This window comes from Mesorhizobium tamadayense, from assembly GCF_003863365.1.
Taxonomy (GTDB): Bacteria; Pseudomonadota; Alphaproteobacteria; order Rhizobiales; family Rhizobiaceae; genus Mesorhizobium; species Mesorhizobium tamadayense.
In genome coordinates this window covers 25,371-52,079 of record NZ_RQXT01000036.1, presented here as the reverse complement: position 1 = coordinate 52,079, position 26,709 = coordinate 25,371, and the positions used below count along the sequence as shown (strand labels likewise).

Genomic DNA, 26,709 nt, shown 5'->3' with positions numbered 1-26,709 from the left:
GTGCTCCCCCAAGCGCCTGTGATTGATAGTTGCCCGCCCCAGCCCCGCGAGCCTGTGATTCGTCAGGTGCGACCGTATACGTCGTCGAAGCGCACGATGTCATCCTCGCCGAGATATTCGCCGCTTTGGACCTCGATCATCACCAGGCCGATATTGCCTGGATTCTCGAGCCGATGCTTGTGGCCGCACGGGATATAGGTCGATTGGTTGGTGGTCAGCAGCAGCTCCTGGTCGCCGTTGACAATCTTGGCGGTGCCGCTGACCACGACCCAGTGCTCCGAACGATGGTAGTGCATCTGCAGGCTCAGGCGCCCGCCCGGCTTCACCTCGATGCGCTTGATCTTGAAGCGTTCGCCTTCCTCGAGCACGGTATAGGTGCCCCAGGGCCGGTGCACCGTGCTGTGAAGCAGATGCGCTTCGTGTCCCGAAGCCTTGAGCCCCTCGAACAGTCTCTTGACGTCCTGGACGCGATCGCGGGATGCGACGAGCAGCGCATCGGGGGAATCGACAATCACCAGGTCGCTGACGCCAACCGTGCCGATGACCCGTTTGTCCGAGCTTATGTAGGTGTCGACGGTATCCACTATATGGACATCGCCGCGGATCCTGTTCCCGCTCTCGTCGGGAGGGATCAGTTCGGCCATTGCGTTCCAGGAACCGATGTCGTTCCACCCCATCTCGCAAGGAACGACGGCGAGATTATGCGCTTTTTCCATCACCGCCCGGTCGAGCGAGATGCGCGGAGCCAGGGCGAAATGCTTGGCCGAGAGCTCGATGCTGGCAACGCGCTCGCCGTCAATGATTGCGGCGTTCTCGTAGCTGCCGAGAACGGCATCGATCACCTCCGGGCAATGCAGGGCCATCTCATCGAGCATGACCTGCGCCTTGAAGCAGAAGATACCGGCGTTCCAGAAGAAACGTTTGGCGGCGACATAGGATTTGGCGGTCTCGACGTCCGGCTTCTCGACGAAACGGACGACTTTTTCGCCATCGGCCTCGATATAGCCGAACGCCGTGTCCGGCCTGTCCGGATTTATACCCAGGGTTGCAATGCGCCCCTGCCGCGCATGCTCGATCGCCCGGCTCATGGCGCTCTGAAAGGCTGGCAGGTCGCCGATCATGTGGTCCGCGGGAAAAATGCACAGGATCGCATCCGGACCCTGAGTTGCCTTGGCGTGGATGGTCGCCGCGGCGACAGCGGCGGCCGTGTCCCGGCCCTCCGGCTCGAGCAGGAAGGTGCGCGGCAGCACGACGGAATCCAGCTCGTCAAAATCGTCTTTCGTGAGGAAGAGATGATCCTTGGAGGTCACGGTGACGAGCTCGGCGGCCCCCACTATCGAAGCCGCGCGCAACACGGTGTGCTGGATGAGCGAATGCCCGTCCGCCACCTTGAGGAAAGGCTTGGGGTGCGATTGCCTGGAGGCAGGCCACAGCCGCGAGCCGGCTCCGCCGCTGATGATGACAGGAACCACTTTCATCAGATACCCTCTATCGTCTGTGACGCGAATGCCTGCGCCCTTTTCAGCACCGAGGCGACGATCGCCGTGGCTCTGCTCTCGGTCGAAGCTTCCGAATAGCAGCGCAATTCCGGGGCATTGCCGGAGGGCCGCAGATGTATGATCTCATTTGTGCGCATCCTCACCCTGAGGCCGTCGGTTTCGTCGACTTCGTCTACTGTCCCGAACGGGGCGAGAAATTGCTGCAGCGAGTCCCGGTTTGCAAGGTTATCCATCAATCTCCTCGAACTTTCCGTGGGGAAATTCTGGAGCCGGTCACTCGCGCATACCGGAAGCTTCCAGAGCTCGCGCAGCTGGGACAGCTTCTTTTTTGTCGATGTCATAGTACCGAGTACAGCCAGGATCGGCAGAAGCGAGTCCCGCGTCGGCAGTGCGCTCAACGTCTTCCCGTTCACCGTGCAATCCGAGCCCAGCAGAACACCGCCATTGGCCTCAAAACCGAGGACGACGCCGCCGGCGCCGTACGATGCTTCCATGGCTTCGATGACAAATGGAGAACCGACCTTCGTCCTCCGGACTTCGAAACCAAATGCTTTCGAAATGCCTGAGTTTGAGGTCACCGGCGTCACGACGGTATCCGCTTTCAGGAACAGGGCCGTGGCGAGCCCGATCAGTTCGCCGCGGAAAACATCGCCATTCTCGTCTGCGACAAGAGGCCGATCGGCGTCCGCGTCGGTCGACACGATGGCGTCGAGGTCGAATTCGCGGACCCAGCCTTTCAACCTTGCAATCGTGTCGGGATCCACAGCTTCAGTATCGACAGGCACGAAGGTTCCGGTTTTCCCAACGGCAACCACGCTGGCGCCGAACAATTGAAGAACTTCCACCAAAAATTCTGCTGCAACCGAGCTGTGCTGGTAGACGCCAAGTCTCATGCCGGAAAGAGAGTTCGCCTCAAGCAAATTGTCGGCGCGCTCCCGATAGGCGGCGACGGCTTGGTTATGGCGAATAGGCCAGTTCGTTCCTAGAGGGATCGGTGGCGAGACATGCACATTTAGTCTTTCGGTGACATATTGCGTTATCGCGGCCTCGTCCGCCTTGTTGATTTCACCGTCGCGGTTGTAAAATTTGATGCCATTACGATCGGCAGGAATATGTGACCCGGTCACCATGAGAGCCGCCGCACCGTGGTTTCGGGCGTAGAGGGCGAGGGCAGGCGTGGGAATGACGCCACAATCGATCGGCTGAAATCCATTCGCAGCCAGTGCCCCCATGCAGTCGTTGGCGATAGTGGGGCTGCTCTCGCGCAAGTCACGACCGACGAAGATCGGACTATTCGGCTGGACCCCGCTGGAAAGCAACCGCCAGGCAAAGGCCTCAGTATATAGTTCGCTGGCTCTGCCAACCAATTCCGAAGCCAAACCTCGAACGCCGCTTGACCCGAATCTCATCATTTCGCTTCTGCTGGTGGAAAGGCTGGCCGGTATTATTGCAGTGGGTTGCGCTGTCAACCTCAAAAAATGCCTCGTCTTCGCCTTTCCTCTTTTGCGGGACGTCATGAGAATTTTAGAAGTTTCTTATAAAACTTTCAAAATGACCCCCAAAAACCCCCTAGCCCTCCTCCAAACTCCGCGCTAAGGCGATAACCGGGTGACGGGGTTGGGGATTTGCAATCTGGAGTGGCGGCGGACGGTGTTTTGTCCTACGCCGTTCTGGTAGCATCCCTACGCTTGGAGTTCAGTACTACCCAATGACCGCATATGTAGAAGCCGTATCGGGCCTCAGACCGAAGATGCGGCGCGCCATCATCATGGTTCAGGACCTTGTCATGGTCCTGGTCGCGGTGGCGCTCAGCCTTATCCTGTCGCAGTCGCGGCTTTCCTTCGACGCGTTCTCCTATGGCGGGCTGGCCTGCTGGGTGCTCATCGTGCTCGCAGCCCATTTTTTGTTTCGCACCTGCGGCCTCTACAACACCGTCTGGCGCTTTGCTTCCACGCCCGATTTCTTCAGCATCCTGAAGGGCTGCGGCAGCCTGACGATTGTCCTCTATCTGGCCTCGATTGCCTTCCGCTCCTTTTTTCAGCCGGTCTCCGGCCTCAACGAGCGCCAGTTCATCGTCTTCTTCCTGGTCTCCTTCACCATCATCTCGGCGCCCAGGCTTTACTATCGCTTCCTGCGCGACGGCGCGTCCTGGCGCATCCTGCGCCGCGCTGCCGGCGATGCGCCGATCAGGCAGGCGCTGTTCATCGGCCGGCTGAGCGAGGCCGACGTGATCGTGCGCTTCACGCGCACGGCCATGCCGGCCGAATACGCCATCGCCGGCATCATGGCGACCGAGGCCGATGCGCCGCTCGGCACCCAGATCCAGGGCGTTCCGGTCGTGGCGCTCAGGCCGCGGCTGGTCGAGGTGCTGGAAGAATATGTCAAAGGCACGGAAAACCTCGACCTCCTGATCTTCGGCAAGGGGGTCGAGCGCGAGATCGAAGACTATGCCGAGCTGGTGCGCGTCGCCCGCCACAGCGGCATCGCCGTCGTCCAGTTCTCCGGCCTTTCGGAACTGGGGCAGGGCGGCAAGCTGGTTCTCGATGCCGTCGAGATGGAAACCATCATGCGCCGTTCGGCGGTCGCCACCGACGTCGCGCGCATCGGCGCCTTCGTCGGCGGCAAGCGCGTGCTGGTCACCGGCGGCGCCGGCTCCATCGGCCGCGTCCTGGTCAAGCGCTCGCTGGAGCTCGGCGCCGAGGCGGTGTTGGTGGCCGACAATTCCGAGTTCGGCATTTTCCAGCTCGATCAGCTGATCGACGAGAACGACCGCGACCGGCTGACCAGCCGCATCGTCGACGTCACCGACCGGCCGCACATGCTGCGCCTCGTCAGTGAGTTCAAACCTGCGATCATCTTTCACGCCGCGGCGCTGAAGCACGTGCCGCTCCTGGAAGAGAACTGGGAGGCGGCGATCGGGACCAATGTCTTCGGCACGCTCGCCTGCGCCGAGGTCGCCGCCGAATGCGGGGTGCCGCAGTTCTTGCTGATTTCCAGCGACAAGGCCGTCGACCCGAGTTCGGTGCTCGGCGTCACCAAGCGGGCGGCCGAGCAGATCGTCTCCTCGCTGCATGAAACCCAAGCCGCGCCGTCGCTTGTCCATGCCGGGGGGCTGAACGGCCACCATGCCGGCGCCCCAGGCTTGCGCAATTCCGGCACCAAATTCATCGCCGTGCGCTTCGGCAATGTCTTCGGCTCCAACGGCTCGGTGGCGACCATCTTCCAGGCGCAGATCGAGGCCGGCGGGCCGGTCACTATCACCGACCGGCGGATGACGCGCTATTTCATGACCATGGCCGAGGCCGTCGATCTCGTCATCATGTCGGCCGCCGATGCCGAGCAGCGCCAGGGCAGGGACGACTACGCCATCTACATGCTCGACATGGGCCAGCCCGTGCCGATCCTCGAAGTCGCCGAAACCATGATCCGTATGGCCGGCAAGAGCCCCTACACCGACATTCCGATCCGCTTCACCGGCATCAGGCCTGGTGAGAAGCTGCACGAGGCGCTGCATGGCGACAACGAAGAGGTCGTCAAGCTCGATACGGCCAAGATCTTCGGCCTCAGGACCGACGTCGTGGAGTGGCCGCGGATCGAGGCCGCGCTGACGGCGCTGCAAGCCGCATTGCGCGATCGGGACAAGGCGGCGGCGCTTGCGATCCTGGCCGGGCTCTACCGGGCGGAGCAAAGCGGCGCGCCCGAGCAGGCGGTGCCGAAAACGGCCGGGCAGGTCGGCTAAAGCATGTCTCCCGAAAGTGTGCAGCGGTTTCGGGACAAAGACATGCTTAAAATCAAAGACCTAAAGCAGGTCGCGTGAATTCTTTTTCACGCGACATGCTTTAGACCTGTGCCGCCCGCCCGCAATTGGCTATTGAAGGCCTGTTCGAATGCCCTGCAGGTTCTGAGGCCGTGACCGGAAAAGATCAGCGCGTGGCCGTTCCCATGGGCACGAGGGATGGCGCGGCCCATATCGGCGAGCAATTGCAATCCTTGCTCGCGCAATCCTGGCCCCATGTCGAACTCTGGGTTTCCGACGACAGCTCGATCGACGCCACGCTCGCGATCGCGGAGGCGTGGCGGTCCCGCTGGCTGAAGGGTTCCGTCACGCTGGTGCAAAGCCCGCGAAAGGGCTTTGCCGCCAATTTCCGCTCGTCACCGCCGCCGGCGACAAGGTCCGCTACGAGCCGCGGCCGCTGGTCAGGTCCCGGCAGCACGCGGCAAACCTGGTCGGCGCCAACGTCTCGTGGAAGGCGAGGCTTTCGAGGCTCGGGCGTCTGTTCCGAGGCCAGTTCGCCACCTGGACCGACAGCAATCTCAGGGGCCTTGCCGTCAACCGCGACCTCATCGCGCGCGATGCAGCACTTTGCCTTCGCCTGTTCATCAGGGCGCGCAAGGGTAGTCTCCTCCGGCGCTTCAGCCTGCTCGGCAAAAGCGGCGTCTACCGGCAGACCCTCATGGGCACGCTCGGCCTCTACCTCGCCTTCCTCTGGCGCAGGATCTGAGCCGTGACGGCAAAGCGGGCTTTCGACGTGTTAGTCGCGACCGTGATGCTGGCGGTGACCTCGCCGATCATGCTCACCGCCATGCTGGCAATCAGGGTGACATCGCCGGGGCCCGCCATCTTCTCGCAGCCGCGCGTCGGGCGGCAGGGCACTCTCTTTGCCTGCCACAAGCTGCGCACCATGCACCGGGACACGCCCTCCCTGCCCACCCACGAGGCGCCGACCGGTTCGGTCACCGCGGTCGGCAAGCTGCTGCGCCGAACCAAGGTCGACGAGCTGCCGCAGCTTTGGAATGTGCTTAAGGGCGAGATGAGCCTTGTCGGCCCCCGTCCGTGCCTGCCGACGCAGACGGAGCTGATCGGGCATCGGCAGCGACTGGGCGTGCTGGCAGCACTTCCGGGCATCACCGGGCTGGCGCAGATCAAGGGCATCGACATGTCCGACCCAAAACTCTGCGCCGAGACCGACGCGGCCTATCTGAAGGCCGCTTCGGTCGGCCTCGATACCAGAATATTGCTGGGCACATTCTACCGGGCCTGATAGGCCTTCTTTCGCGCCAGATCCTCAAGCCGGCCGAGCGTATCGGTCTCCGGTATCCAGCCTTCCGAGGTCAGCAGCGACGCATCGCAGATCTGGGCCGCGGTCAAGGCTTGCAATGACGCCTGCCTGCCGAGCAGCGTTGCTGCCAGCCGAAGCGGCAGGGCCGGCACAGGCAGCAGGCGCGGCGGACGGCCGAAACCCCGCCGGAACGCGGCGATGATCTCGGACAGCGCAAGAGGGGCGGCATTGCCCGCGACATAGGCCGGATGGAGCGGTCCCGGGCGGCTCAGAAGGTGCAGCACCGCGCCAGCCGCGGCGTCCGACGAGATCAGCGAGCGAAGTCCTCCGAGGGTGCCGGCCGGCAGCGGCAGGGCGGTGTCGGCAAGCCGCATCAGTGCGTCCATGTTGCCCCTCATGCCCTCGCCGTAGACGGGCGGCAGGCGCAGCGCCGTGGCATCCGGGCGTCCGGCGTAAGCCTCGATCATCCTGATCTCGCCGTCCCGCTTGGAGCGCCCGTAGGCGCATTGCGGGGCAGGGGGCGTCGCCTCGTCGATGGTGCCGCTGAAGCCGGGACCGGCCACGGCGCGGATCGAGGAGAGATAGACAAAACGCCCGCCGGCGCATGCGGCCGCTGCCTTGGCCAATCGCCCGGTCAGCGTCGCATTGGCCGCCTGATAGTCGGCGTCGCTCGCACGACGGTCGTTGTTGAGCGCCGCACAGTGAACGACATGCGACACATCGCGCATCAGTGCCAGGAAGGCCGCGTCCGGCGCATTGGGGCCGGGCAGCGGAAGGACCTCGCCGACAGCCGCCAGTTTTTCCGGCCGCCGTGAGGCGATCCGCACGTCGAACCCGGCCTGGCGTAACCGGGCGACGACTCGGCGTCCGATCAGCCCCGTCGCGCCGGTGACCAGGACCTTCATGATCGCCGGGAGGCGGCCGATGGGATGGCGGCGCTCTTGCCGATCGGCGGCACCGTTCGTCCGCAAGCCAGATAGGTCCCGGAAACCAGGAACACCATTAGCGTCGCGTCAAGGATGTCGTGGCCGACGATGATTCCGGTCAGCCCGCCGACGAGATAGGTGATGACGGTGACAACGATCATTGTCGCACCAAACCGCTCCACGGGGTCGGCGCTGAGGCGCAGCACCCTTGCCGCATTCCGGGCCGCGACGACGAAGATCGCCGCCAGGGCCAACGCCCCCAGCAAGCCGGCCTGCACCGCCGCGGTCAGGAAGCCGTTGTGATAATGGTTATAACCCGCTTCCATGCCGAACTGGTTGTGGAAGCCCTGTTTCATCAGCGCCCGGCTGGCCGAGATGCCATGGCCGAAGATCGGCATCTCGCGAAATGCCCCGACCCCGATCTCCCACATCGCCACCCGCAGTCCGATCGCCGTTGTATGGTCGTTCTTGGTGGTCAGCGCATCCAAGTCGCCGAACAGGAAATCGATGCGGTCCATGATGACGGGGAAGCCGATGGCCGCGACCACTAGGCAGGCCGCGCCCGCGATCAGCGCCAGACGTGTCAGATTGGCGCTGGCGAACCTGCGGCGATTTATCAGGACGACGGCGATGGCGGCGATCGGCAGGGCAAGCCAGATGATGCGCGACCCGGAAAGAAGGACGGCCAGCGTTCCCGCGAGCGCCGCGCCGGCCAACGGCTTCCAGGCCTTCACAATCCCCGATAGCGCGCCGGCAAGGCACATCATGACGGCAAGGCAGGTGACCGTCGCGAACACGATCGCGTTTCCGGCGCCGCCCTCGGCCCGCATGCCGACCCAGCGGTACTGGACGACGGCGATCGCCAGCGCGCCGCAACATGCCGCAGCGCTTGCAAGCACGACTATGGGCGCAAGGGTGAGCTTCTCAGTGATGCTCCAGGTCGAATAGGAAACCGGGAAGAACAGCAAGGTGAGCAACGGCAGGAAATATTGCAGATCCGCCCCGAGCGCGCCGTTGACGGCCGAAGCCAGCACCATGGCCGCGCAATAAGCATAGATCGCCACCGTCACGGCGAGCATGGGCCGGTCGATGTTGAACCGCCGCCGCCCGAAGGCGAGCAGAAACACCGACCAGAGCGCGCCGCCGTTAAAGACGAAGCTCACCACCGATCCCAGCACAGGCGGCGAGAAGAAGCAGATGGTCGAGAAGTAGATATTGATCTGTGTCGGCGTGAAATGGCGCCGGAGCGATGTAAACGGGTTCAATGCCTTGCTTCGCAATCTTCCAGGTTGTGCGCAGACCCGCCGAGGTGTCGAACAACCGTCCTCGACCGATCCCCTTCTACCGCGCCGCGCCCCGTTCCCGCGCCGGTATAGCCGCTGGCTGCGATCTCCGATAGGGCGGCCGGAGGATGTCCAGCCAAAAATCGGCGGCGTGGACAAAAGCTCTTGGAAGTCAATCTGGCCGATCGAAGCAAATAGGTTTGTTCCGCCTCTTTCAATTGCTCAGCTTGCTCGGGAGGATTTTCCACATTATCGAGATTGGCTGGAAAATTCGTTCCCGAACCGTGGCGCTCGGCGCGTGTCTTGCATTGTTATGGGCGATGGCGATCTGCTAGAACGCCCGCCAGAAGTGTCCAGGGCTTGACGGGCTGTTTTAGGAAACGCGCCAATCGCCTGCTGCAAGGCCTGGCCGGCACGAAAGAACGCTCAATAGTTTATGAATATCGCGCTCACCCATCTGCAGCGGCTCGAGGCCGAATCCATCCACATCTTCCGTGAGGTCGCGGCCTCTTTCTCCAAGCCGGTGATGCTCTACTCGGTCGGCAAGGATTCCTCCGTGCTGATGCATCTGGCGATGAAGGCCTTCTATCCCGCCAAGCCGCCATTTCCCTTCCTGCATGTCGACACGACCTGGAAGTTCCGCGAGATGATCGCCTTTCGCGATCAGATGGCGCAGAAGCTCGGCTTCGACCTGCTCGTCCACGTCAACGAAGACGGCGTGCGCGACAACATCAATCCCTTCGATCACGGCTCCAACACCCATACCCATGTGATGAAGACGGTGGCGCTGCGTCAGGCGCTCGACAAATACGGCTTCGACGCGGCCTTCGGCGGCGCCCGCCGTGACGAGGAGAAGTCGCGCGCCAAGGAGCGCATCTTTTCCTTCCGCAACGCCCAGCACGCCTGGGACCCGAAGAACCAGCGACCGGAAATGTGGAAGATCTTCAACACCCGCATCGCGCCGGGCGAATCGATCCGCGTGTTCCCGCTGTCGAACTGGACCGAGCTCGACATCTGGCAGTACATCCTGCAGGAGAGCATTCCGATCGTGCCGCTCTATTTCGCCAAGGAGCGGCCGGTCGTCGAACGCGACGGCATGCTGATTTTGAAGGACGACGACCGCATGCAACTGCGCCCCGGCGAGGCGGTCGAAAACCGTCTCGTGCGCTTCCGCACGCTGGGCTGCTATCCGCTGACGGGCGCCATCGAATCTGACGCCGACACGCTGGAGGCGATCGTCGGCGAGATGCTGACCGCCCGCACCTCCGAGCGCCAGGGCCGACTCATCGATCGCGACGAGGCCGGCTCCATGGAGAAGAAGAAGCGCGAGGGGTATTTCTGAGCATGCGCCACATCTTGGCCAAGAGCCTCGCCCCGACCGACTCGATCCGCGACTACATGGCCGCGCAGGAGAAGAAGTCGCTGCTGCGCTTCCTCACCTGCGGCTCGGTCGATGATGGCAAGTCGACGCTGATCGGCCGGCTGCTCTCCGACACCAAGCAGATATTCGAGGACCAGCTCGCCGCGCTGGAGCGCGATTCGCGCAAGCACGGCACCACTGGCGACGACGTCGACTTCGCGCTGCTGGTCGACGGGCTGGAGGCCGAGCGTGAGCAGGGCATCACCATCGACGTCGCCTACCGCTTCTTCGCCACGCCGAAGCGCAAGTTCATCGTCGCCGACACGCCCGGCCACGAGCAATACACGCGAAACATGGCGACCGGCGCCTCGACCGCCGATCTCGCCATCGTGCTCATCGATGCGCGTCAGGGCGTGCTGCGCCAGACGCGGCGCCATTCCATCATCGCCTCGCTGCTCGGCATCCGCCACATCGTGCTTGCCGTCAACAAGATCGACCTCGTCGGCTTCGACAAGACCGTGTTCGACCAGATCGTCGCCGACTACAGCCAGTTCGCGCAAAGCCTGGGCTTCACCAGCGTCGTGCCGATCCCGATGTCGGCGCGCTTCGGCGACAACGTCACCAGCCGCTCCGAGCGCTCGCCCTGGTATTCCGGGCCGTCGCTGATCGAGCATCTGGAAACCGTGTCGGTCGATGAGGCCGCCGTCGAGCTGCCATTCCGCTTTCCTGTCCAGTATGTGAACCGGCCGAACCTCGACTTCCGCGGTTTTGCCGGCACGATTGCTTCGGGCACGGTCTCGCAAGGCGACGAGGTCGTGGTCGCCAAGTCGGGCAGGGCCTCCCGGGTCAAGCGCATCGTCGCGCATGGCGGCGACCTTGAGCAGGCGGTTGCCGGCCAGGCGGTCACGCTCGTTCTCGAGGACGAGGTCGAGGTGTCGCGCGGCAACGTGCTTGTCTCGCCGGCCGCGCGTCCGCAGGTCGCCGACCAGTTCGCCGCCAACATTGTCTGGTTCGACGAACAGGCGCTGCTGCCGGGCCGCTCCTACATCCTGCGCACCGAAACCGACCAGGTGAGCGCGACCGTCACCGATCTCAAGTACCGGGTCAACGTCAACGATTTCGCGCATGAGGCCGCGAAGTCGCTCGACCTCAACGAGGTCGGCGTCTGCAACCTCTCGACGCGGGCGCCGATCGCCTTCGATCCTTTCGCGGAGAACCGCACGACCGGCGCCTTCATCCTGATCGATCGCATCAGCAACGCCACCGTCGGCGCCGGCATGATCCTGCACTCGCTGCGCCGCGCCGAGAACATCCACTGGCAGTCGCTCGATGTCGGCAAGCGCGGCCGCTCCGACCTGAAGAACCAGCGCTCGGCGGTGTTCTGGTTCACGGGCCTGTCCGGCTCGGGCAAGTCGACCATCGCCAACCTGTTCGAGAAGAAGCTGTTCGCGTCCGGCCGCCACACCTACATCCTCGACGGCGACAATGTCCGTCACGGCCTCAACCGCGATCTCGGCTTCACCGACGCCGATCGCGTAGAAAACATCCGCCGCGTCGCCGAAGTCGCCAAGCTGATGGCCGATGCCGGCCTGATCGTCATCGTCTCCTTCATCTCGCCCTTCAGCGCCGAGCGGCGCATGGCGCGCGAGCTGATGACCGACGGCGAATTCGTCGAGGTGTTCGTCGACACGCCGTTCGAGGAGTGCGCCCGTCGCGACCCGAAAGGCCTTTATGCGCGCGCGCTGAGCGGCGAGATCAAGAATTTCACCGGCGTTGATTCACCCTATGAAGCCCCGGAGAATCCCGAAATCCATCTCGAGACGCTCGGCAAGACGGCCGAGGAGATGGTAGAGGCCCTGGAACACTGGCTGAACGAGCGCGACATTGCCGAAGACCAATACGACAACGGCGGCGGTATCTGACGACGAGACCGTGCTCGGCGTGTTCGAGCGCCTGGCGCTCGACGCCGGGCGCGAGGTCATGCGCGTCTTCCATGAGGGTTGCGCGGTCGACAGCAAATCGGACTCTTCGCCGGTGACGGAAGCCGACCGCGAAAGCGAGAAAATCATCCTGGCCGGCCTGCGCGCCGCTTATCCCGACATTCCTTGCGTGGCCGAAGAGGAGGTCGCGGCAGGTATCGCGACGCCCGACCTTGACGGCGCCTTCTTCCTCGTCGATCCGCTCGACGGCACCAAGGAGTTCGTCAACCGCCGCACCGACTTCACCGTCAACATCGCGCTCGTGCGACATGGCGTGCCGGAGGTCGGCGTCGTCTTCGCGCCTTGCACCGGGCGCTTTTTCAGTGGACGGCCGGGCAGGGCGGAATCCATCGAAGTGGATGACGATTATCGCATCGTCGGCCGCCGGCCGATCGCGGCGCGGACCGGCGCGACACCGCTCGCGGTCGTCGCCAGCCGCTCGCACAACACGCCGGAAACCGATGCCTTCATCCGCGATCTCGGCGCCGCCGAAATCGTCTCAGTCGGCTCGTCGCTGAAATTCTGCCTCGTCGCCGCCGCCGAGGCCGACGTCTATCCGCGCTTCGGCCGCACCATGGAATGGGACACGGCGGCCGGTGACGCCGTGCTGCGCGCCGCCGGCGGCATGACGCGCACGCTTGACGGCCAGCCGCTTGTCTACGGCAAGCGCAACCAGGCGAGCGACTCCGATTTCGCCAACCCGCATTTTATTGCGACAGGGAAGAGCGCGCCCACTGCCTGAGAGGTTCAGGCCGCCGCCACCTGCGCCGAGTTCGAGCCGATATAGTTGCGGATCGTCTCGATGATGCGGTCCTGGTCGGCTTCGCTCAGATAGGCGTGCATGGGCAGGCAGAGGATCTGCTTCGGCAGATTTTCCGAGACGGCGAGGCCGGTCGGCGTGCGCGGGTAGTCGCGATAGGCGATCTGTTCGTGCAGCGGCTTCACATAATAGATGACCGACGGGATGCCCTTTTCGCCGAGATGGGCCTTCAGCCCGTCGCGCTTCGGCGTCTCGATGGCATACTGCGCCCAGGCCGAGCGGCCACCACCCAGATTGCGCGACGCTTTCACGATGTCGCCGAGGCCTTTGGCATAGCGGTCGGCAACCAGCTGGCGGGTGACCATTTCTTCTTCAAGGATGGCGAGCTTCTCGATCAGGATCGCCGCCTGCAGCGTGTCGAGGCGCGAATTGATGCCGACGCGGACGTTGTCGTACTGCGTCTCGCCCTTGCCGTGGAAGGCGAAGGATCTGAGCTTGTCGGCCAGCGCGCCGTCATTTGTGAACATCGCGCCGCCGTCGCCGTAGCAGCCGAGGGGCTTCGCGGGATAGAAGCTGGTCGAGCTGACATGGCCGAAGGCGCCGCACATCGTGCCGTCGGCGGAGCCCCCCATCGACTGGGCGGCGTCCTCGATCACCAGCAGGTTCTCGCGCTTGGCGATCGCCATGATCGCCTCGTAGTCGGCGGCAAGCCCGAACAGGTCGACCGGGATGATCGCCTTCGGCTTCAGCCGGCCTTCCTTCTTGATCATCTCGATCGCCGCCTCGAGGCTGGCGATGTCGATATTGTAGGTGTCAGGATCGACGTCGACGAAGACAGGCTCGCCCTTGGCAAGCGCCACCACTTCCGCCGTCGCGGCGAAGGTGAAGCTCGGCACGAACACCGCGTCGCCGGGGCCGATGCCGGCCGCAAACAGCGGCAGAAGCAGCGCGTCGGTGCCGTTAGCGCACGCCACCACGTGCTTGACGCCGACATACGCCGCGAGCTTGTTCTCGAATTCGGTGACCTGAGGGCCGAGGATGTAACGGCCGTCTTCGACCACCTTGTCGATCGCGGCCTTCAGCCGGTCGCGGATTCGTTCGCGCTGCGCGCCAAGATCGATGAACTGCATGTCGGCCTCAAATGCTGCCAATAAACCGGCCCGCTGGTACCAGACTTGGCACGGCTGAAAAAGCCGGCCGCAGCCGGGGCGAATTAGCGCAAGTGTCGCAGCCTGTTACCGTCTTTTGCCGGCGTATTGCCAGAAGAAGTCGGAATTCCGGGCTTCCGCGCGCATTCTCGGCGCCTTTTGTCGCGCTGTTTCGGCCTTTGGAAACATAAAGTGATCGGCTGGAGAGGGCCTTGCGCCGCTTACGGATCGCGGCTCAGGCGATTTCGTGCCGCCAGGGCGGGTTGGCGCCGGCCCGCGACACGGTCACCGCGGCCGCCTTGGCGCCAAGCTCCAGCGCCTTGCGGATCGCGTCCTCCGGCAGGCTGCCGATCGCCGCCTTGGTGAGCAGGCCCTGCTCGTGCAGCGAGGCGAGGATGCCGGCATTGAAGGTGTCGCCTGCGCCGACCGTGTCGACGACCTTCACCTTTTGCGGCACGACCGTGACCTTGTGCTCCCTGCTGTAACCGACCGCGCCTTCGCTGCCATGGGTGACGACGATCAGCTTCGGGCCGCGGTCCAGCCAGTTGCGCACGACATCCTCGTGCGGGCCCGCTTCGTCGAACCAGTCGAGGTCTTCGTCCGACAGTTTGACGATGTCGGCCATCGCCATCATCTCGCGGATGCGCCTCAGATGCTTGGCCTTGTCCGGGATGAAGTTCGGCCGGATGTTGGGGTCGAGCATCATCACCCGGCTCTTGTGCTCGCGCCGCATGAACTCCTCATAGGCGGATCCGGCGGGCTCCGAGATCAGGCTGATGGCGCCGAACAGCATGGCCTCGATCTCGGCGCCCAGCTTCGGCAGGTCCTCGATGGTGAGCATGCGCCCGGCGGTGTTCTCGTCATAGAAGGTGTAGGTCGCCTGGCCGTTGGTAAGCCGCACGAAGGCGAGCGTGGTGGGCTTTGGCGAGGTGGGCGCATAGGTCGAGCTCACCTTGCTTGCTCCGAGCGCTTCCCGGAGCTGGCTGCCGAACAGGTCGGAGGAGAGGCCGCAGAAGAAGCCCGCCGGAGCACCCAGCCGGCCGAGCGCGATCGCCGTGTTGAACACCGCCCCGCCGACATAAGGCGCAAAGGCCGCTTCGCCGTCCGTCGTCGTGCGCGGCAGCATGTCGATCAGGGCTTCGCCACAGCAAAGGATCATTTCTTGTCGGTCTCCGGCGGATGGATCACGCCCTTGCGGATGATGATGTTGGCGTAGAGCCTGGGTTCGCTGGTCGCCACGATGGCATGCGCGGCCTTGACGCGTGCATAGAAGTCGGCGCCGGCCAGCGCAATCACCTTGTGGCCCGGCGCGCGTTTCGCGCAGACCGCTTCGATCTCGTGGTGCACGGGGTCGGCAATTGCCGGATCGCCCTTGACCGAGGCGCGGAACAAAGCCTCCGGCACCGCCTCGTCCACCGGCAGCAGGCTCAAAACGGCGTCGAGCACCGGAATGATGGGATGGCCGTCGGCACGGATCAGCCTGCGCGCCTGTTCCTCTGCGGGATAATTGCCATCGACGATGGCGATCTCGTCACCATGGCCCATGGCCCGCAGCGTCGCCAGGAGCTGCGGGCCGAGCAGCGGCGGGATGCCGATCAGCATGGTCAGGCGCTCCTGGAAATCGTGGTCGGTCCGATCAGGAAGCGCTCCGACAGCGGCAGGCTGGCGCCGCCCAGCGCCCGCGCATGGATGCCCACGGTTCCTTCGCGCACGATGGGCAGCTTCAGTCCCTCCGCGTCGATGCCGGCGATGGCGTCCGTGACCGCATCGACGAGTCGCCGCCTTACAGCGAGGGGCATCCAGCCGTCGATAACCGCCGCTTCGAAATCGATGACAGAGGAGGCCGCGACGATAGCATAGGCAAGCGCCTGCGAGGCGCCGGCGATCCAGTCGTCGAGCTCGGCGCCGATCTCGCCCCATTCCTGCGGCGAGGTCCACAGATACGAGCCGTCGATGCCCTTGGCGCTCAGCGCCTTTTCCAGTATGGCGATCGAGGCGACGTCGATGAGCTGCGTCGGCTTGCCGTCGGCCCCGGGCACCGGCATCGAACCCAGCGCGCCGGCGTTGCCGGTCGGCCCGCCGAACAGGCGGCCGTTGAGCACGATGCCGCCGCCGGCAAAGGCGCCGATGTAGAAATAGACGAAGTCGCGCGCGGCTCCCGCCTGGCCGAAGACGAGCTCGGCGCCGCAGGCGGAGGTGGCGTCGTTCTGCAGATAGACCGGAAAGTCGCACTGCGCCTGGATGTCGGCGCGGATGTCGCGGTGGCGCCATTCGTCCATGATCTCGCGCGGCGCGCCGGCTGTGTCGGCCCAGTTCCAGAGCTCGAACGGCATGGCGATGCCGAGGCCGGCAATGCGCTTGTCCTGCGCCGGCGTCAGCTCGCCGCGCATTTTTTTGATGCCGGCGCTGACGAACTCGACCGTCTCGCGCGGCGCCGGATAGCGATAGGAATTCTGCAGCATCGCGCGTACGTTGCCGAGGAAGTCGATCAGCACCAGCTCGGCGCTGCGGCGGCCGATCTTGAGGCCGATGAAGAAGGCGCCTTCCGGGTTGAGCGCCATCGGGATCGAGGGCTGGCCGATCTTGCCGCGCTGCGGCGCCTGGCGGACGAGTAGCTTGTCTTCCTCGAGCTCGCGCATGATGACCGACACGGTCTGGGCCGACAGGCCGGTCATGCGCGCGATGTCGGATTTGGCGAGGCTGCCATGCTGGCGAACCAGGGACAGCACGAGCCGCTCATTGTGGTCGCGCATGCCGCTTTGGTTGGTGCCACGATGCAGCCGGCTCTCCCGAGCCTCGGGCGAACCGCGCCTCGCCATGCCGGTTTCCACCCTGTTCCTCCCGTTGGTTTCCCCACGCTGCTTTTCGTTCAGAATGAGTGAACGGCGCAAGTCTGTCAATAATAAATAAGAGTGATTTAATTATTGACAGATGTCTCGGACTGGTGTCTTTTGGGGTAGCGTCCACGCTGGGAGAAATGGTTGGATGCGCTTGAGGCGCCGGGTTGGCCGGCGTCCGGAATGGTTCAATTGGGAGGAAAAAATCGTGACCAAGAAATCGCTGCTGAAATCCACCGTGTTCGCGGCTGCCGGGTTGGGCTTGATGGCGTTCGCCTCGTCTGCGTCGGCCGCCGGCGTCGGCGCCTGCCTGATCACCAAGACTGACACCAATCCCTTTTTCGTCAAGATGAAGGAGGGCGCCACCGCCAAGGCCAAGGAACTCGGCGTCGACCTCAAGACCTATGCCGGCAAGATCGACGGCGACAGCGAGAGCCAGGTCGCGGCGATCGAAAGCTGCATCGCCGACGGCGCCAAGGGCATCCTGATCACCGCTTCCGACACCAAGGGCATCGTGCCGACGGTGAAGAAGGCGCGTGACGCCGGCCTGCTAGTGATCGCGCTCGACACGCCGCTCGATCCGATCGACGCCGCCGATGCGACCTTCGCCACCGACAATCTCGAAGCCGGCAAGCTGATCGGCGCCTGGGCTGCCGCAACGCTCGGCGACAAGGCCAAGGACGCCAAGATCGGCTTCCTCGACCTCACCCCCTCGCAGCCGACCGTCGACGTGCTGCGCGACCAGGGCTTCATGATGGGCTACGGCATCGACGTGAAGGATCCGAACAAGATCGGCGACGAGGACGATGCGCGCATCGTCGGCCATGACGTGACCAACGGCAACGAGGAAGGCGGCCGCAAGGCGATGGAGAACCTCCTGCAGAAGGACAATGCCATCAACGTCATCCACACCATCAACGAGCCCGCCGCCGTTGGCGCCTACCAGGCGCTCAAGGCTGTCGGCCTCGAAAAGCAGGTGCTGATCGTCTCCGTCGACGGCGGCTGCCCGGGCGTGAAGTCGGTTACCGAAGGCGTGATCGGCGCCACCTCGCAGCAGTATCCGTTGCAGATGGCCGCGCTCGGCATCGAGGCGATCGCCGCTTATGCCAAGGACGGCACCAAGCCGAAGCCGACCGAAGGCAAGAACTTCTTCGACACCGGCGTCAACCTCGTGACCGACAAGCCGGCGAACGGCGTGAAGTCCATCGACACCAAGGAAGGCCTCGCCAAGTGCTGGGGCTGATGCCCTGAAGAGCGCACAAACCTTGCGGCTGGGGCTTGATCCCCGGCCGCATCGGGTGGACGATGCATTTTCGTAAGCGCTGATAAGCCCGGCGACAGACCGGAATGCAAAAAACGCGGCACGGAGTCATGACGAAGCTCCGCGAGACGGGAGGATACATGTCGCAGATTCAGGAATTCGAGAAGGCACTCTCGGGCAGCGACACCAGCGTCGCCGCTTTCGAGGAGCATGGTACGTCGTTCGTCAAGCGCGCCCAGCACTTCCTGCATTCGACGCCTGCGGCGGTGCCGCTGATCGTGCTGGTGCTGTCGATCATCATCTTCGGCATTGCCATCGGCGGACGTTTCTTCTCGTCCTACACGCTGACGCTGATCCTGCAGCAGATCGCCATCGTCGGTATTCTGGGCGCCGCCCAGACGCTAGTCATCCTGACCGCAGGCATCGATCTCTCGGTCGGCGTGATCATGGTGATCTCGGCCGTGATCATGGGCAACTGCGCCATCACCTACGGTCTGCCGACGCTTCTTGCGGTGGTCGTAGGGCTTGCCGCCGGCGCCGCCTGCGGCCTGCTCAACGGCCTGCTGGTCGCTTACATGAAGCTGCCGCCCTTCATCGTGACGCTCGGCACCTGGAACATCGTCATGGCGACGAACTTCATTTATTCCGCCAATGAGACGATCCGCGATGCCGATGTCGATGCCCAGGCGCCGCTTCTGCATCTGTTCGCTATGAGCTTCAGGGTCGGCTCTGCGGTGCTGACGGCCGGTGTCATTGCCACCGTCGTGCTGGTGGCGATCCTTTGGTACGTGCTCAATCACACCGCCTGGGGCCGTCATGTTTATGCCGTCGGCGACGATCCCGAGGCGGCGAAGCTGTCGGGCATCCAGACCAAGAAGGTGCTGATGGCCGTCTACACGCTTGCCGGCCTGATTGCCGCCTTCGCGGCCTGGGTCTCCATCGGCCGCAACGGCTCGATCTCGCCGTCGGCCGCCGTCACCGACTACAATTTGCAGGCGATCACCGCGACGGTGATCGGCGGCATCTCGCTCTTTGGCGGCCGCGGCTCGATCCTCGGCACGCTGTTCGGCGCCATGATCGTCGGCGTCGTCTCGATGGGCCTCAACATGCTGGGCGCCGACCCGCAGTGGAAGGTGCTGCTCACCGGCGTCCTCATCATCGGCGCTGTGGCGATCGACCAGTGGATCAGAAAGGTTTCGGTGTAACCATGACCCAAGAGCCTGTCCTCACCGCGCGCGGCCTCACCAAGCGCTATGGCCGCGTGACCGCGCTCAACAACTGTGACTTCGATCTCTACCCCGGAGAAATCCTGGCGGTGATCGGCGACAACGGCGCCGGAAAGTCGACGCTGATCAAGGCGATCTCCGGCGCCGTGCATGCCGATGAGGGGGTGATCGAGCTCGACGGCAAGCAGGTGCAGTTCAAGTCGCCCATCGAAGCCCGCGAAGCCGGCATCGAGACGGTTTACCAGAACCTGGCGCTCTCGCCGGCGCTGTCGATCGCCGACAACATGTTCCTTGGCCGCGAAATCCGCAAGCCCGGACCTCTTGGCAGCTGGTTGCGCATGCTGGACCGCCCGGCGATGGAAAAGCGCGCCCGCGACAAGCTCACCGAGCTTGGCCTGATGACCATCCAGAACATCAGCCAGGCGGTGGAGACGCTCTCGGGCGGCCAGCGCCAGGGCGTCGCGGTGGCGCGCGCCGCCGCCTTCGGCTCGAAAGTGGTGATCATGGACGAACCGACCGCGGCCCTTGGCGTCAAGGAAAGCCGCCGCGTGCTGGAACTGATCCTCGACGTCAAGAAGCGCGGCCTGCCGATCGTGCTCATCTCGCACAACATGCCGCATGTCTTCGAGGTGGCCGATCGCATCCACATCCACCGGCTCGGGCGGCGCCTCTGCGTCGTCGATCCCAAGCAGATTTCCATGTCGGATGCCGTCGCGCTCATGACCGGCGCCAAGAAGCCGCCGGAGGACGCGCTGGCGGCCTAAGCTCCGTCCACTACGGTAAGTTGCCGCAGGGGAGCCCGATGCATCGCGACCTAAATCGATTGAATGTATGTTGCAATGCAGTAGGAAGGGCTGGGAGTAACGGTGAAAGCCGGTATGATCGTGGTACCAACACGAGAGGCAGCATGACACCCACCATGACGATCGAAGCCCCCGCTCTCGACAATCCCGATCCCAAGACGCTCGCCGAAGAAGTCTTGATGTCGCTCAAGTACAGGGTCGGCAAGGACACCGCGGTTGCCACGCCCTATGACTGGCTGACCGCCTCGATCAAGGTGGTGCGCGACCGCGTCGTCGATCACTGGATGCAGGCGACCAGGGAAGCTTACGACCAGCAGGAAAAGCGCGTCTATTATCTCTCGCTCGAATTTCTGATCGGGCGCCTGATGCGCGACGCCTTCTCCAATCTCGGCCTGATGGAGAACATGCGCGAGGCGCTCGCCTCGCTCGGCGTCGATCTCGACCTCATCGCGGGCCTCGAGCCGGACGCAGCCCTCGGCAATGGCGGCCTCGGCCGGCTCGCCGCCTGCTTCATGGAAAGCATGGCGACCGTTGATATTCCTGCGCACGGCTACGGCATCCGCTACGCCAACGGCATGTTCCGCCAGGAGATCCATGACGGCTGGCAGGTCGAGCTGCCGGAGACCTGGCTTGACCACGGCAACCCGTGGGAGTTCGAGCGGCGCGAGCGTTCCTTCGAGGTCGGCTTCGGCGGCTCGGTGGAATCGATCACCTCCAAGGACGGCCGGCTGGAGCGGCACGTCTGGAAGCCGACCGAGCATGTGCTGGCCGTCGCCTATGACACGCCGGTCGCCGGCTGGCGCGCCAAGCGCGTCAACACGCTGCGGCTGTGGTCCGGCATGCCGATCGACCCGATCCTGCTCGACAAGTTCAATGCTGGCGACCACATCGGCGCGCTCGCCGAAAGCAACAAGGCCGACGCGCTGTCACGTGTGCTCTATCCTGCCGATTCCCACAAGGCCGGGCAGGAGCTCAGGCTGAGGCAGGAATATTTCTTCTCCACCGCTTCGCTGCAGGACATCGTCCAGCGCCATCTCAGCCAATATGGCGACCTGAAGTCGCTGCCCGACAAGGCCGCGATCCACCTGAACGACACCCATCCCGCGGTCGCCGTGCCGGAGCTGATGCGGCTTCTGATGGACGTCCACGGCATGGATTTTGACCAAGCCTGGGACATCACCAAGCGCACCTTCGCCTACACCAACCACACGCTGCTGCCGGAGGCGCTGGAAAGCTGGCCGGTGCCGCTCTTCGAGCGCCTGCTGCCGCGCCATATGCAGATCGTCTACGCCATCAATGCCCAGGTGCTGCTCGAGGCCCGCGCGAACAACCACTTCTCCGGCGAGCAGATCGCCCGCATCTCGCTGATCCAGGAGAACGGCGACCGCCGCGTGCGCATGGGCAATCTCGCCTTCGTCGGCTCGCATTCGATCAACGGCGTCTCGGCTCTGCACACCGAGCTGATGAAGGAGACGGTGTTCGCCGATCTGCACAGGCTCTATCCGGACCGTATCAACAACAAGACCAACGGCATCACGCCCAGGCGCTGGCTGATCCAGTGCAACCCGGGCCTGACCGCGCTTGCGCGCGAGGCGATCGGCGGCCGCTTCATGGACGACATCGAGGCGATCAAGGATCTCGATCCACTCGCCGACGACGCCGCCTTCCGCGAGAAGTTCGCCGCCGTGAAGCGGCAGAACAAGGCGAGGCTTGCCAACCTCGTCGCCGACCGGCTCGGCATCAGGCTCGATCCTTCGGCGCTGTTCGACATCCAGGTCAAGCGCATCCACGAATACAAGCGCCAGCTCCTCAACATCCTGGAGGCGATCGCGCTTTACGACCAGATCCGATCGCATCCCGAGCGGGAGTGGATGCCGCGGGTGAAATTCTTCGGCGGCAAGGCGGCTCCCAGCTACCATAATGCCAAGCTCATCATCAAACTGGCCAACGACGTCGCCAGGGTAATCAATGGCGACCCCTCGGTGCGCGGCCTGCTGAAGGTTGTGTTCGTGCCGAACTACAATGTCAGCCTGGCCGAGGTGCTGATGCCGGCCGCCGATCTGTCCGAGCAGATATCGACCGCGGGCATGGAGGCCTCCGGCACCGGCAACATGAAGTTTGCCCTCAACGGCGCCTTGACCATCGGCACGCTCGACGGCGCCAATGTCGAGATCAAGGAGCACGTGGGCGACGACAATATCTTCATCTTCGGCCTCACCACGGCGGAAGTCGCGGAACGGCGCGCCAATGGCTACAACCCGCGTGGCGTGATCGAAACCTCGCCGGAGCTGTCGCAAGCGGTGTCGGCGATCTCGTCCGGCGTCTTCTCGCCCGACGATCCCAGCCGCTACCGCGACCTGATGAACGACCTCTATCAGAGGGACTGGTTCATGGTGGCGGCCGATTTCGACTCCTACGCCGCCTGCCAGCGTGAGGTCGACGATGTCTGGCGCAACAGTCCCGACTGGTACGCGCGCGCCATCCGCAACGTCGCCCGGGTCGGCTGGTTCTCGTCCGATCGCACCATCCGCCAATATGCGAAAGAAATCTGGAACGTGCCGGCCTGATGTGATTGCATGAGGTCACGAACGATGTGGCCCCGGTGCATGTCGCCCAAAAGTGCGTAGCGGTTTTGGGATCACGGCATGCACCAAAACAAAGATTGATGCATGTCGCCCAAAAGTGCGTAGCGGTTTTGGGATCACGGCATGCACCAAAACAAAGATCGGTGCATGTCGCCCAAAAGTGCGTAGCGGTTTTGGGATCACGGCATGCACCAAAACAAAGATTGATGCATGTCGCCCAAAAGTGCGTAGCGGTTTTGCGACATGCACCAAGACTAAGAACGGTGCATGCTGGACTAAGACATGCGCCAAAACAAAGGTGCCCGGGGAGGGCGACCGTCTGATGAGGAAGCCGCGCGCGACCGCTGCGACAAGCGGGCCGGACGGACTGGCGTCAGCCGGTGATGTCGCGGCGATTGTCGCCGGAACGCATGGCGATCCCTTTGCCGTTCTTGGCGTGCATGAGGCCGGCAAGGGCTTCGTCGCCCGCTGCTTCGTGCCCAATGCGGAGTTCGTCACTGCCTACACGCTGACCGGCAAGGAGGTCGGCGAGCTCACCCGCAGCGATGATGCCGGCTTCTTCGAGGGCAAGCTTTCGATCCGCAAGCGTCAGCCGCTGCGCTATCACGCGAAAAACGCCGGCGGCGACTGGTGGCTTACCGACCCTTATTCCTTTGGCCCGGTGCTCGGACCGCTGGACGACTACTACATGGCTGAGGGTTCGCACCTAAGGCTCTTCGACAAGCTCGGCGCCCATATCATCGAGCATGAGGGCGCCACCGGTGTGCACTTCGCCGTATGGGCGCCGAATGCCAGGCGGGTCTCGGTGGTTGGCGCCTTCAACGACTGGGACGGCCGCCGGCACACCATGCGCGGCCGCAAGGACACCGGCATCTGGGAACTGTTCATTCCGGATCTCGGCTCCGGCCGGCCCTATAAGTTCGAGATCATCGGTCCCGACGGCGTCAGGCTGCCGCTCAAGGCGGATCCGTTCGCCTTCGAATCCGAGCTGCGTCCGGCGACCGCCTCGGTGACGGCGCCGCCGATGGCGCATCAATGGGGCGACGAGGCGCACCGCAGCTTCTGGCAAAAGGCCGATCCCCGGCGCGAGGCGATCTCGATCTACGAGGTCCACGCCGGCTCGTGGCAGCGCCGCGACGACGGCACGTTCCTCACCTGGGACGAGCTCGCCGCGCGGCTGATCCCGTACGCGGTCGACACCGGCTTCACCCATATCGAGTTCCTGCCGATCTCCGAGCATCCCTACGACCCGTCCTGGGGCTACCAGACGACCGGCCTCTATGCGCCAACCGCGCGCTTCGGCGATCCCGAAGGCTTCGCCCGCTTCGTCGACGGCGCGCATCGCGCCGGCGTCGGCGTCATCCTCGACTGGGTGCCGGCGCACTTCCCGGTCGACGAGCATGGCCTGGTGAAATTCGACGGCACCGCGCTCTACGAGCATGAAGACCCGCGCCAGGGTTTTCATCCCGACTGGAACACGGCAATCTACAATTTCGGCCGCCGCGAGGTGGTGTCGTTCCTCGTCAACAACGCACTGTTCTGGGCCGAGAAATACCATGTCGACGGCCTGCGCGTCGACGCGGTCGCCTCGATGCTCTACCTCGACTATTCGCGCAAGGCGGGCGAGTGGATCCCCAACGAGAAGGGCGGGCGCGAGAACCTCGAGGCGGTCGCCTTCCTGCAGAAGATGAACAAGGAGCTTTACGGCCACCATCCTGGCGTGATGACGATCGCGGAGGAATCGACCTCATGGCCAAAAGTCTCGCAGCCGGTGCATGAAGGCGGGCTTGGCTTCGGCTTCAAGTGGAACATGGGCTTCATGCACGACACGCTGGAGTATTTCTCCAAGGAGCCGATATATCGCAAGCACCACCACAACGATATCACCTTCGGGCTGGTCTACGCCTTCTCCGAGAATTTCGTGCTGCCGCTCTCTCATGACGAGGTAGTGCACGGTAAGGGCTCGCTGCTTCACAAGATGGCCGGAGACGACTGGCAGAAATTCGCCACGCTGCGCGCCTACTACGCCTTCATGTGGGGCTATCCCGGCAAGAAGCTCCTGTTCATGGGTCAAGAGTTCGCCCAGCGCCGCGAGTGGAGCGAGGAACGCGCGCTCGACTGGGACCTGCTGGACCACGCCCCGCACCGCGGCGTCTGGCAGGCGGTGCGGGACTTGAACTATCTCTACCGCTCGCGCCCGGCGCTGCATGCGCGCGACTGCGAGCCGGAGGGCTTCTCCTGGCTGATCGTCGACGACCGCGACAATTCAGTCTTTGCCTGGCTGCGCAGCGCGCCGGACGGCAACCCGATCGCCATCATCTCCAATTTCACGCCGGTGCCGCGCGAGAACTATCGCGTGCCGCTGCCGGAGGCGGGCGAGTGGCGCGAGATCATGAACACTGACGCCGCCGATTATGGCGGCTCCGGCATGGGCAATGTCGGCATGGTCGTGGCGAGCGAAGAAGGCGGCGGCATATCGGCGGCTATGCTGTTGCCGCCGTTGTCGACGATCATGCTGGAATTCGTCCCGGACGAAGGCAGATGATATCTCATCTTGCCAAAGCAATGGTCCGAACAGCTTACTTGGGAGGGTAACTATGGCAGAAATCAAGAGAACCCAGCCGCTGGCGCGCGATGCCATGGCCTATGTCCTGGCCGGCGGCCGCGGCAGCCGCCTCAAGGAGCTGACCGACCGGCGCGCCAAGCCCGCCGTCTATTTCGGCGGCAAGACCCGCATCATCGATTTCGCGCTCTCCAATGCGCTCAACTCCGGCATCCGCCGCCTCGGCGTCGCCACCCAGTACAAGGCGCATTCGCTGATCCGCCACCTGCAGCGCGGCTGGAACTTCCTGCGGCCTGAGCGAAACGAGAGCTTCGACATCCTGCCCGCCTCGCAGCGCGTGTCGGAGACGCAGTGGTATGAGGGCACCGCGGACGCCGTCTACCAGAACATCGACATCATCGAGGCCTATGGCCCCGAATACATGGTCATCCTTGCCGGCGACCACATCTACAAGATGGATTACGAGCTGATGCTGCGCCAGCATGTCGATGCCGGCGCCGACGTCACCGTCGGCTGCCTCGAAGTGCCGCGCATGGAGGCAACCGGCTTCGGCGTCATGCATGTCGATGCCAAGGACAACATCATCGCTTTCGTCGAGAAGCCGGCCGATCCGCCAGGCATCCCCGACAAGCCCGAGTTCGCGCTTGCCTCGATGGGCATCTATGTTTTCAAGACCAAGTTCCTGATGGAGCAGTTGCGCCGCGACGCCGCGGAGGCCGGGTCCAGCCGCGACTTCGGCAAGGACATCATCCCTTATATCGTCCAGCACGGTAAGGCGATCGCCCACCGCTTCGCCAAGTCGTGCGTGCGCTCCTCGCATGAGTCCGAGCCTTACTGGCGCGACGTGGGAACGGTGGACGCCTATTGGGAAGCCAATATCGACCTCACCGACATCACGCCCGAGCTCGACCTCTACGACCGCGATTGGCCGATCTGGACCTATGCCGAATTGAAGCCGCCGGCAAAATTCGTGCATGACGAGGACGGCCGCCGCGGCGAGGCGATATCCTCGCTGGTATCCGGCGACTGCATCGTCTCCGGCGCCTCGCTGCGCCGCAGCCTGATCTTCACCGGCGCGCGCATCAATTCCTATTCGAAGCTCGAGGAGGTGGTGATGCTGCCCGACGTCCAAGTCGGCCGCAACGCGCATCTCACGCGCGTCGTCATCGACCACGGCGTCCAAATCCCGGAAGGGCTGGTGGTCGGCGAGGATCCGGCGCTCGACGCCAAGCGCTTCCGCGTTTCGGAAAAAGGTATCTGCCTAATCACACAGGATATGATCAATAAGTTGTCAACCTGATGGGGTTGATCAGCAAGCTGTCAATTTGATCAGCACGTTGTCAGTTTGATCAACAAGCTGTCATTTTAGTTTGTTTTGTCCACGGCGTTATCTCAAAACCGCTACACACTTTTGGGCGG

20 protein-coding genes are annotated in these 26,709 nt (G+C 63.8%); 12 read left to right on the top strand and 8 right to left on the bottom strand.

What is annotated here, in order from left to right:
- Positions 1-62 precede the first annotated feature (62 nt).
- Both EH240_RS24795 and EH240_RS24790 read right to left on the bottom strand, forming a co-directional pair.
- On the bottom strand, positions 63-1,478 hold the full coding sequence (locus EH240_RS24795; protein ID WP_125003530.1) for a mannose-1-phosphate guanylyltransferase/mannose-6-phosphate isomerase: 1,416 nt from the start codon (positions 1,476-1,478) through the stop codon (positions 63-65).
- Complete coding sequence (locus tag EH240_RS24790; protein WP_125003574.1) at positions 1,478-2,908, bottom strand: phosphomannomutase; 1,431 nt, start codon at positions 2,906-2,908, stop codon at positions 1,478-1,480. Before EH240_RS24790 ends, EH240_RS24795 begins: the two co-directional genes overlap by 1 nt.
- Positions 2,909-3,207: 299 nt before the next feature.
- Here EH240_RS24790 and EH240_RS24785 point away from each other — a divergent pair, with 299 nt between their 5' ends.
- The 3 genes from EH240_RS24785 (at position 3,208) to EH240_RS24775 (ending at position 6,541) form a co-directional block, all read left to right on the top strand.
- Positions 3,208-5,238 (top strand): UDP-N-acetylglucosamine 4,6-dehydratase, encoded by a 2,031-nt coding sequence (locus EH240_RS24785; RefSeq protein ID WP_167484145.1) that lies wholly within the window; start codon positions 3,208-3,210, stop codon positions 5,236-5,238.
- A 203-nt stretch (positions 5,239-5,441) separates the two neighbouring features.
- Positions 5,442-6,008, top strand: a complete 567-nt coding sequence (locus EH240_RS24780; protein ID WP_245436342.1) for a glycosyltransferase — start codon at positions 5,442-5,444, stop codon at positions 6,006-6,008.
- Positions 6,009-6,046: 38 nt separating this feature from the next.
- Positions 6,047-6,541 carry a sugar transferase gene (locus EH240_RS24775; protein ID WP_125003569.1) on the top strand — a complete coding sequence of 165 codons (495 nt, stop codon included), beginning with the start codon at positions 6,047-6,049 and terminating at the stop codon, positions 6,539-6,541.
- Here the strand turns inward: EH240_RS24775 and EH240_RS24770 are convergent.
- On the bottom strand, positions 6,529-7,464 hold the full coding sequence (locus EH240_RS24770; RefSeq protein WP_125003528.1) for an NAD-dependent epimerase/dehydratase family protein: 936 nt from the start codon (positions 7,462-7,464) through the stop codon (positions 6,529-6,531). The genes EH240_RS24775 and EH240_RS24770 overlap by 13 nt on opposite strands.
- Positions 7,461-8,750 (bottom strand): O-antigen ligase family protein, encoded by a 1,290-nt coding sequence (locus tag EH240_RS24765; protein WP_125003526.1) that lies wholly within the window; start codon positions 8,748-8,750, stop codon positions 7,461-7,463. The genes EH240_RS24770 and EH240_RS24765 overlap by 4 nt, the downstream gene beginning before the upstream one ends.
- 454 nt (positions 8,751-9,204) lie before the next feature.
- Here EH240_RS24765 and cysD point away from each other — a divergent pair, with 454 nt between their 5' ends.
- Genes cysD through cysQ form a run of 3 tightly spaced genes read left to right on the top strand, consistent with a single transcriptional unit; the run spans position 9,205 to position 12,849 of the window.
- Positions 9,205-10,110: a sulfate adenylyltransferase subunit CysD gene (gene cysD / locus EH240_RS24760; protein WP_125003524.1), complete on the top strand. Its 906-nt coding sequence runs from the start codon at positions 9,205-9,207 to the stop codon at positions 10,108-10,110.
- 2 nt (positions 10,111-10,112) lie between these two features.
- Positions 10,113-12,050 (top strand): sulfate adenylyltransferase subunit CysN, encoded by a 1,938-nt coding sequence (gene cysN / locus EH240_RS24755; protein WP_167484144.1) that lies wholly within the window; start codon positions 10,113-10,115, stop codon positions 12,048-12,050.
- A gap of 10 nt (positions 12,051-12,060) precedes the next feature.
- Complete coding sequence (cysQ, locus tag EH240_RS24750) at positions 12,061-12,849, top strand: 3'(2'),5'-bisphosphate nucleotidase CysQ (RefSeq protein ID WP_167484149.1); 789 nt, start codon at positions 12,061-12,063, stop codon at positions 12,847-12,849.
- Between the two features lie 5 nt (positions 12,850-12,854).
- Here the strand turns inward: cysQ and EH240_RS24745 are convergent, their stop codons facing one another.
- The 4 genes from EH240_RS24745 to EH240_RS24730 form a co-directional block, all read right to left on the bottom strand.
- Positions 12,855-13,997: a DegT/DnrJ/EryC1/StrS family aminotransferase gene (locus EH240_RS24745; protein WP_125003518.1), complete on the bottom strand. Its 1,143-nt coding sequence runs from the start codon at positions 13,995-13,997 to the stop codon at positions 12,855-12,857.
- Positions 13,998-14,250: 253 nt separating this feature from the next.
- A complete protein-coding gene (locus tag EH240_RS24740) occupies positions 14,251-15,174 on the bottom strand; it encodes a carbohydrate kinase family protein (RefSeq protein WP_125003516.1) in 924 nt (307 codons plus the stop codon).
- Positions 15,171-15,617 (bottom strand): RbsD/FucU family protein, encoded by a 447-nt coding sequence (locus EH240_RS24735; protein WP_125003514.1) that lies wholly within the window; start codon positions 15,615-15,617, stop codon positions 15,171-15,173. Before EH240_RS24735 ends, EH240_RS24740 begins: the two co-directional genes overlap by 4 nt.
- 2 nt (positions 15,618-15,619) lie before the next feature.
- Complete coding sequence (locus tag EH240_RS24730) at positions 15,620-16,834, bottom strand: ROK family transcriptional regulator (RefSeq protein WP_425374832.1); 1,215 nt, start codon at positions 16,832-16,834, stop codon at positions 15,620-15,622.
- A 283-nt stretch (positions 16,835-17,117) separates the two neighbouring features.
- On the opposite strand from EH240_RS24730, the gene EH240_RS24725 reads away from it, so the two are divergent.
- The 6 genes from EH240_RS24725 to glgC all read left to right on the top strand — a co-directional run bounded on the left by EH240_RS24725 (position 17,118) and on the right by glgC (position 26,590).
- The gene (locus EH240_RS24725; RefSeq protein ID WP_167484148.1) at positions 17,118-18,095 is read left to right on the top strand and encodes a sugar ABC transporter substrate-binding protein; all 978 of its coding nucleotides are present in this window, start codon (positions 17,118-17,120) and stop codon (positions 18,093-18,095) included.
- A gap of 158 nt (positions 18,096-18,253) precedes the next feature.
- Positions 18,254-19,318 (top strand): ABC transporter permease, encoded by a 1,065-nt coding sequence (locus EH240_RS24720; protein WP_125003567.1) that lies wholly within the window; start codon positions 18,254-18,256, stop codon positions 19,316-19,318.
- A 2-nt stretch (positions 19,319-19,320) separates the two neighbouring features.
- Entirely contained in the window at positions 19,321-20,103 is a 783-nt protein-coding gene (locus EH240_RS24715; RefSeq protein WP_125003508.1) for an ATP-binding cassette domain-containing protein, read from the top strand.
- Between the two features lie 143 nt (positions 20,104-20,246).
- Complete coding sequence (locus EH240_RS24710) at positions 20,247-22,709, top strand: glycogen/starch/alpha-glucan phosphorylase (RefSeq protein WP_125003506.1); 2,463 nt, start codon at positions 20,247-20,249, stop codon at positions 22,707-22,709.
- Between the two features lie 340 nt (positions 22,710-23,049).
- Positions 23,050-25,272 carry a 1,4-alpha-glucan branching protein GlgB gene (glgB, locus tag EH240_RS24705; RefSeq protein ID WP_125003504.1) on the top strand — a complete coding sequence of 741 codons (2,223 nt, stop codon included), beginning with the start codon at positions 23,050-23,052 and terminating at the stop codon, positions 25,270-25,272.
- A gap of 52 nt (positions 25,273-25,324) precedes the next feature.
- Entirely contained in the window at positions 25,325-26,590 is a 1,266-nt protein-coding gene (gene glgC, locus EH240_RS24700; RefSeq protein ID WP_125003502.1) for a glucose-1-phosphate adenylyltransferase, read from the top strand.
- The last annotated feature ends 119 nt before the right edge of the window (positions 26,591-26,709 follow it).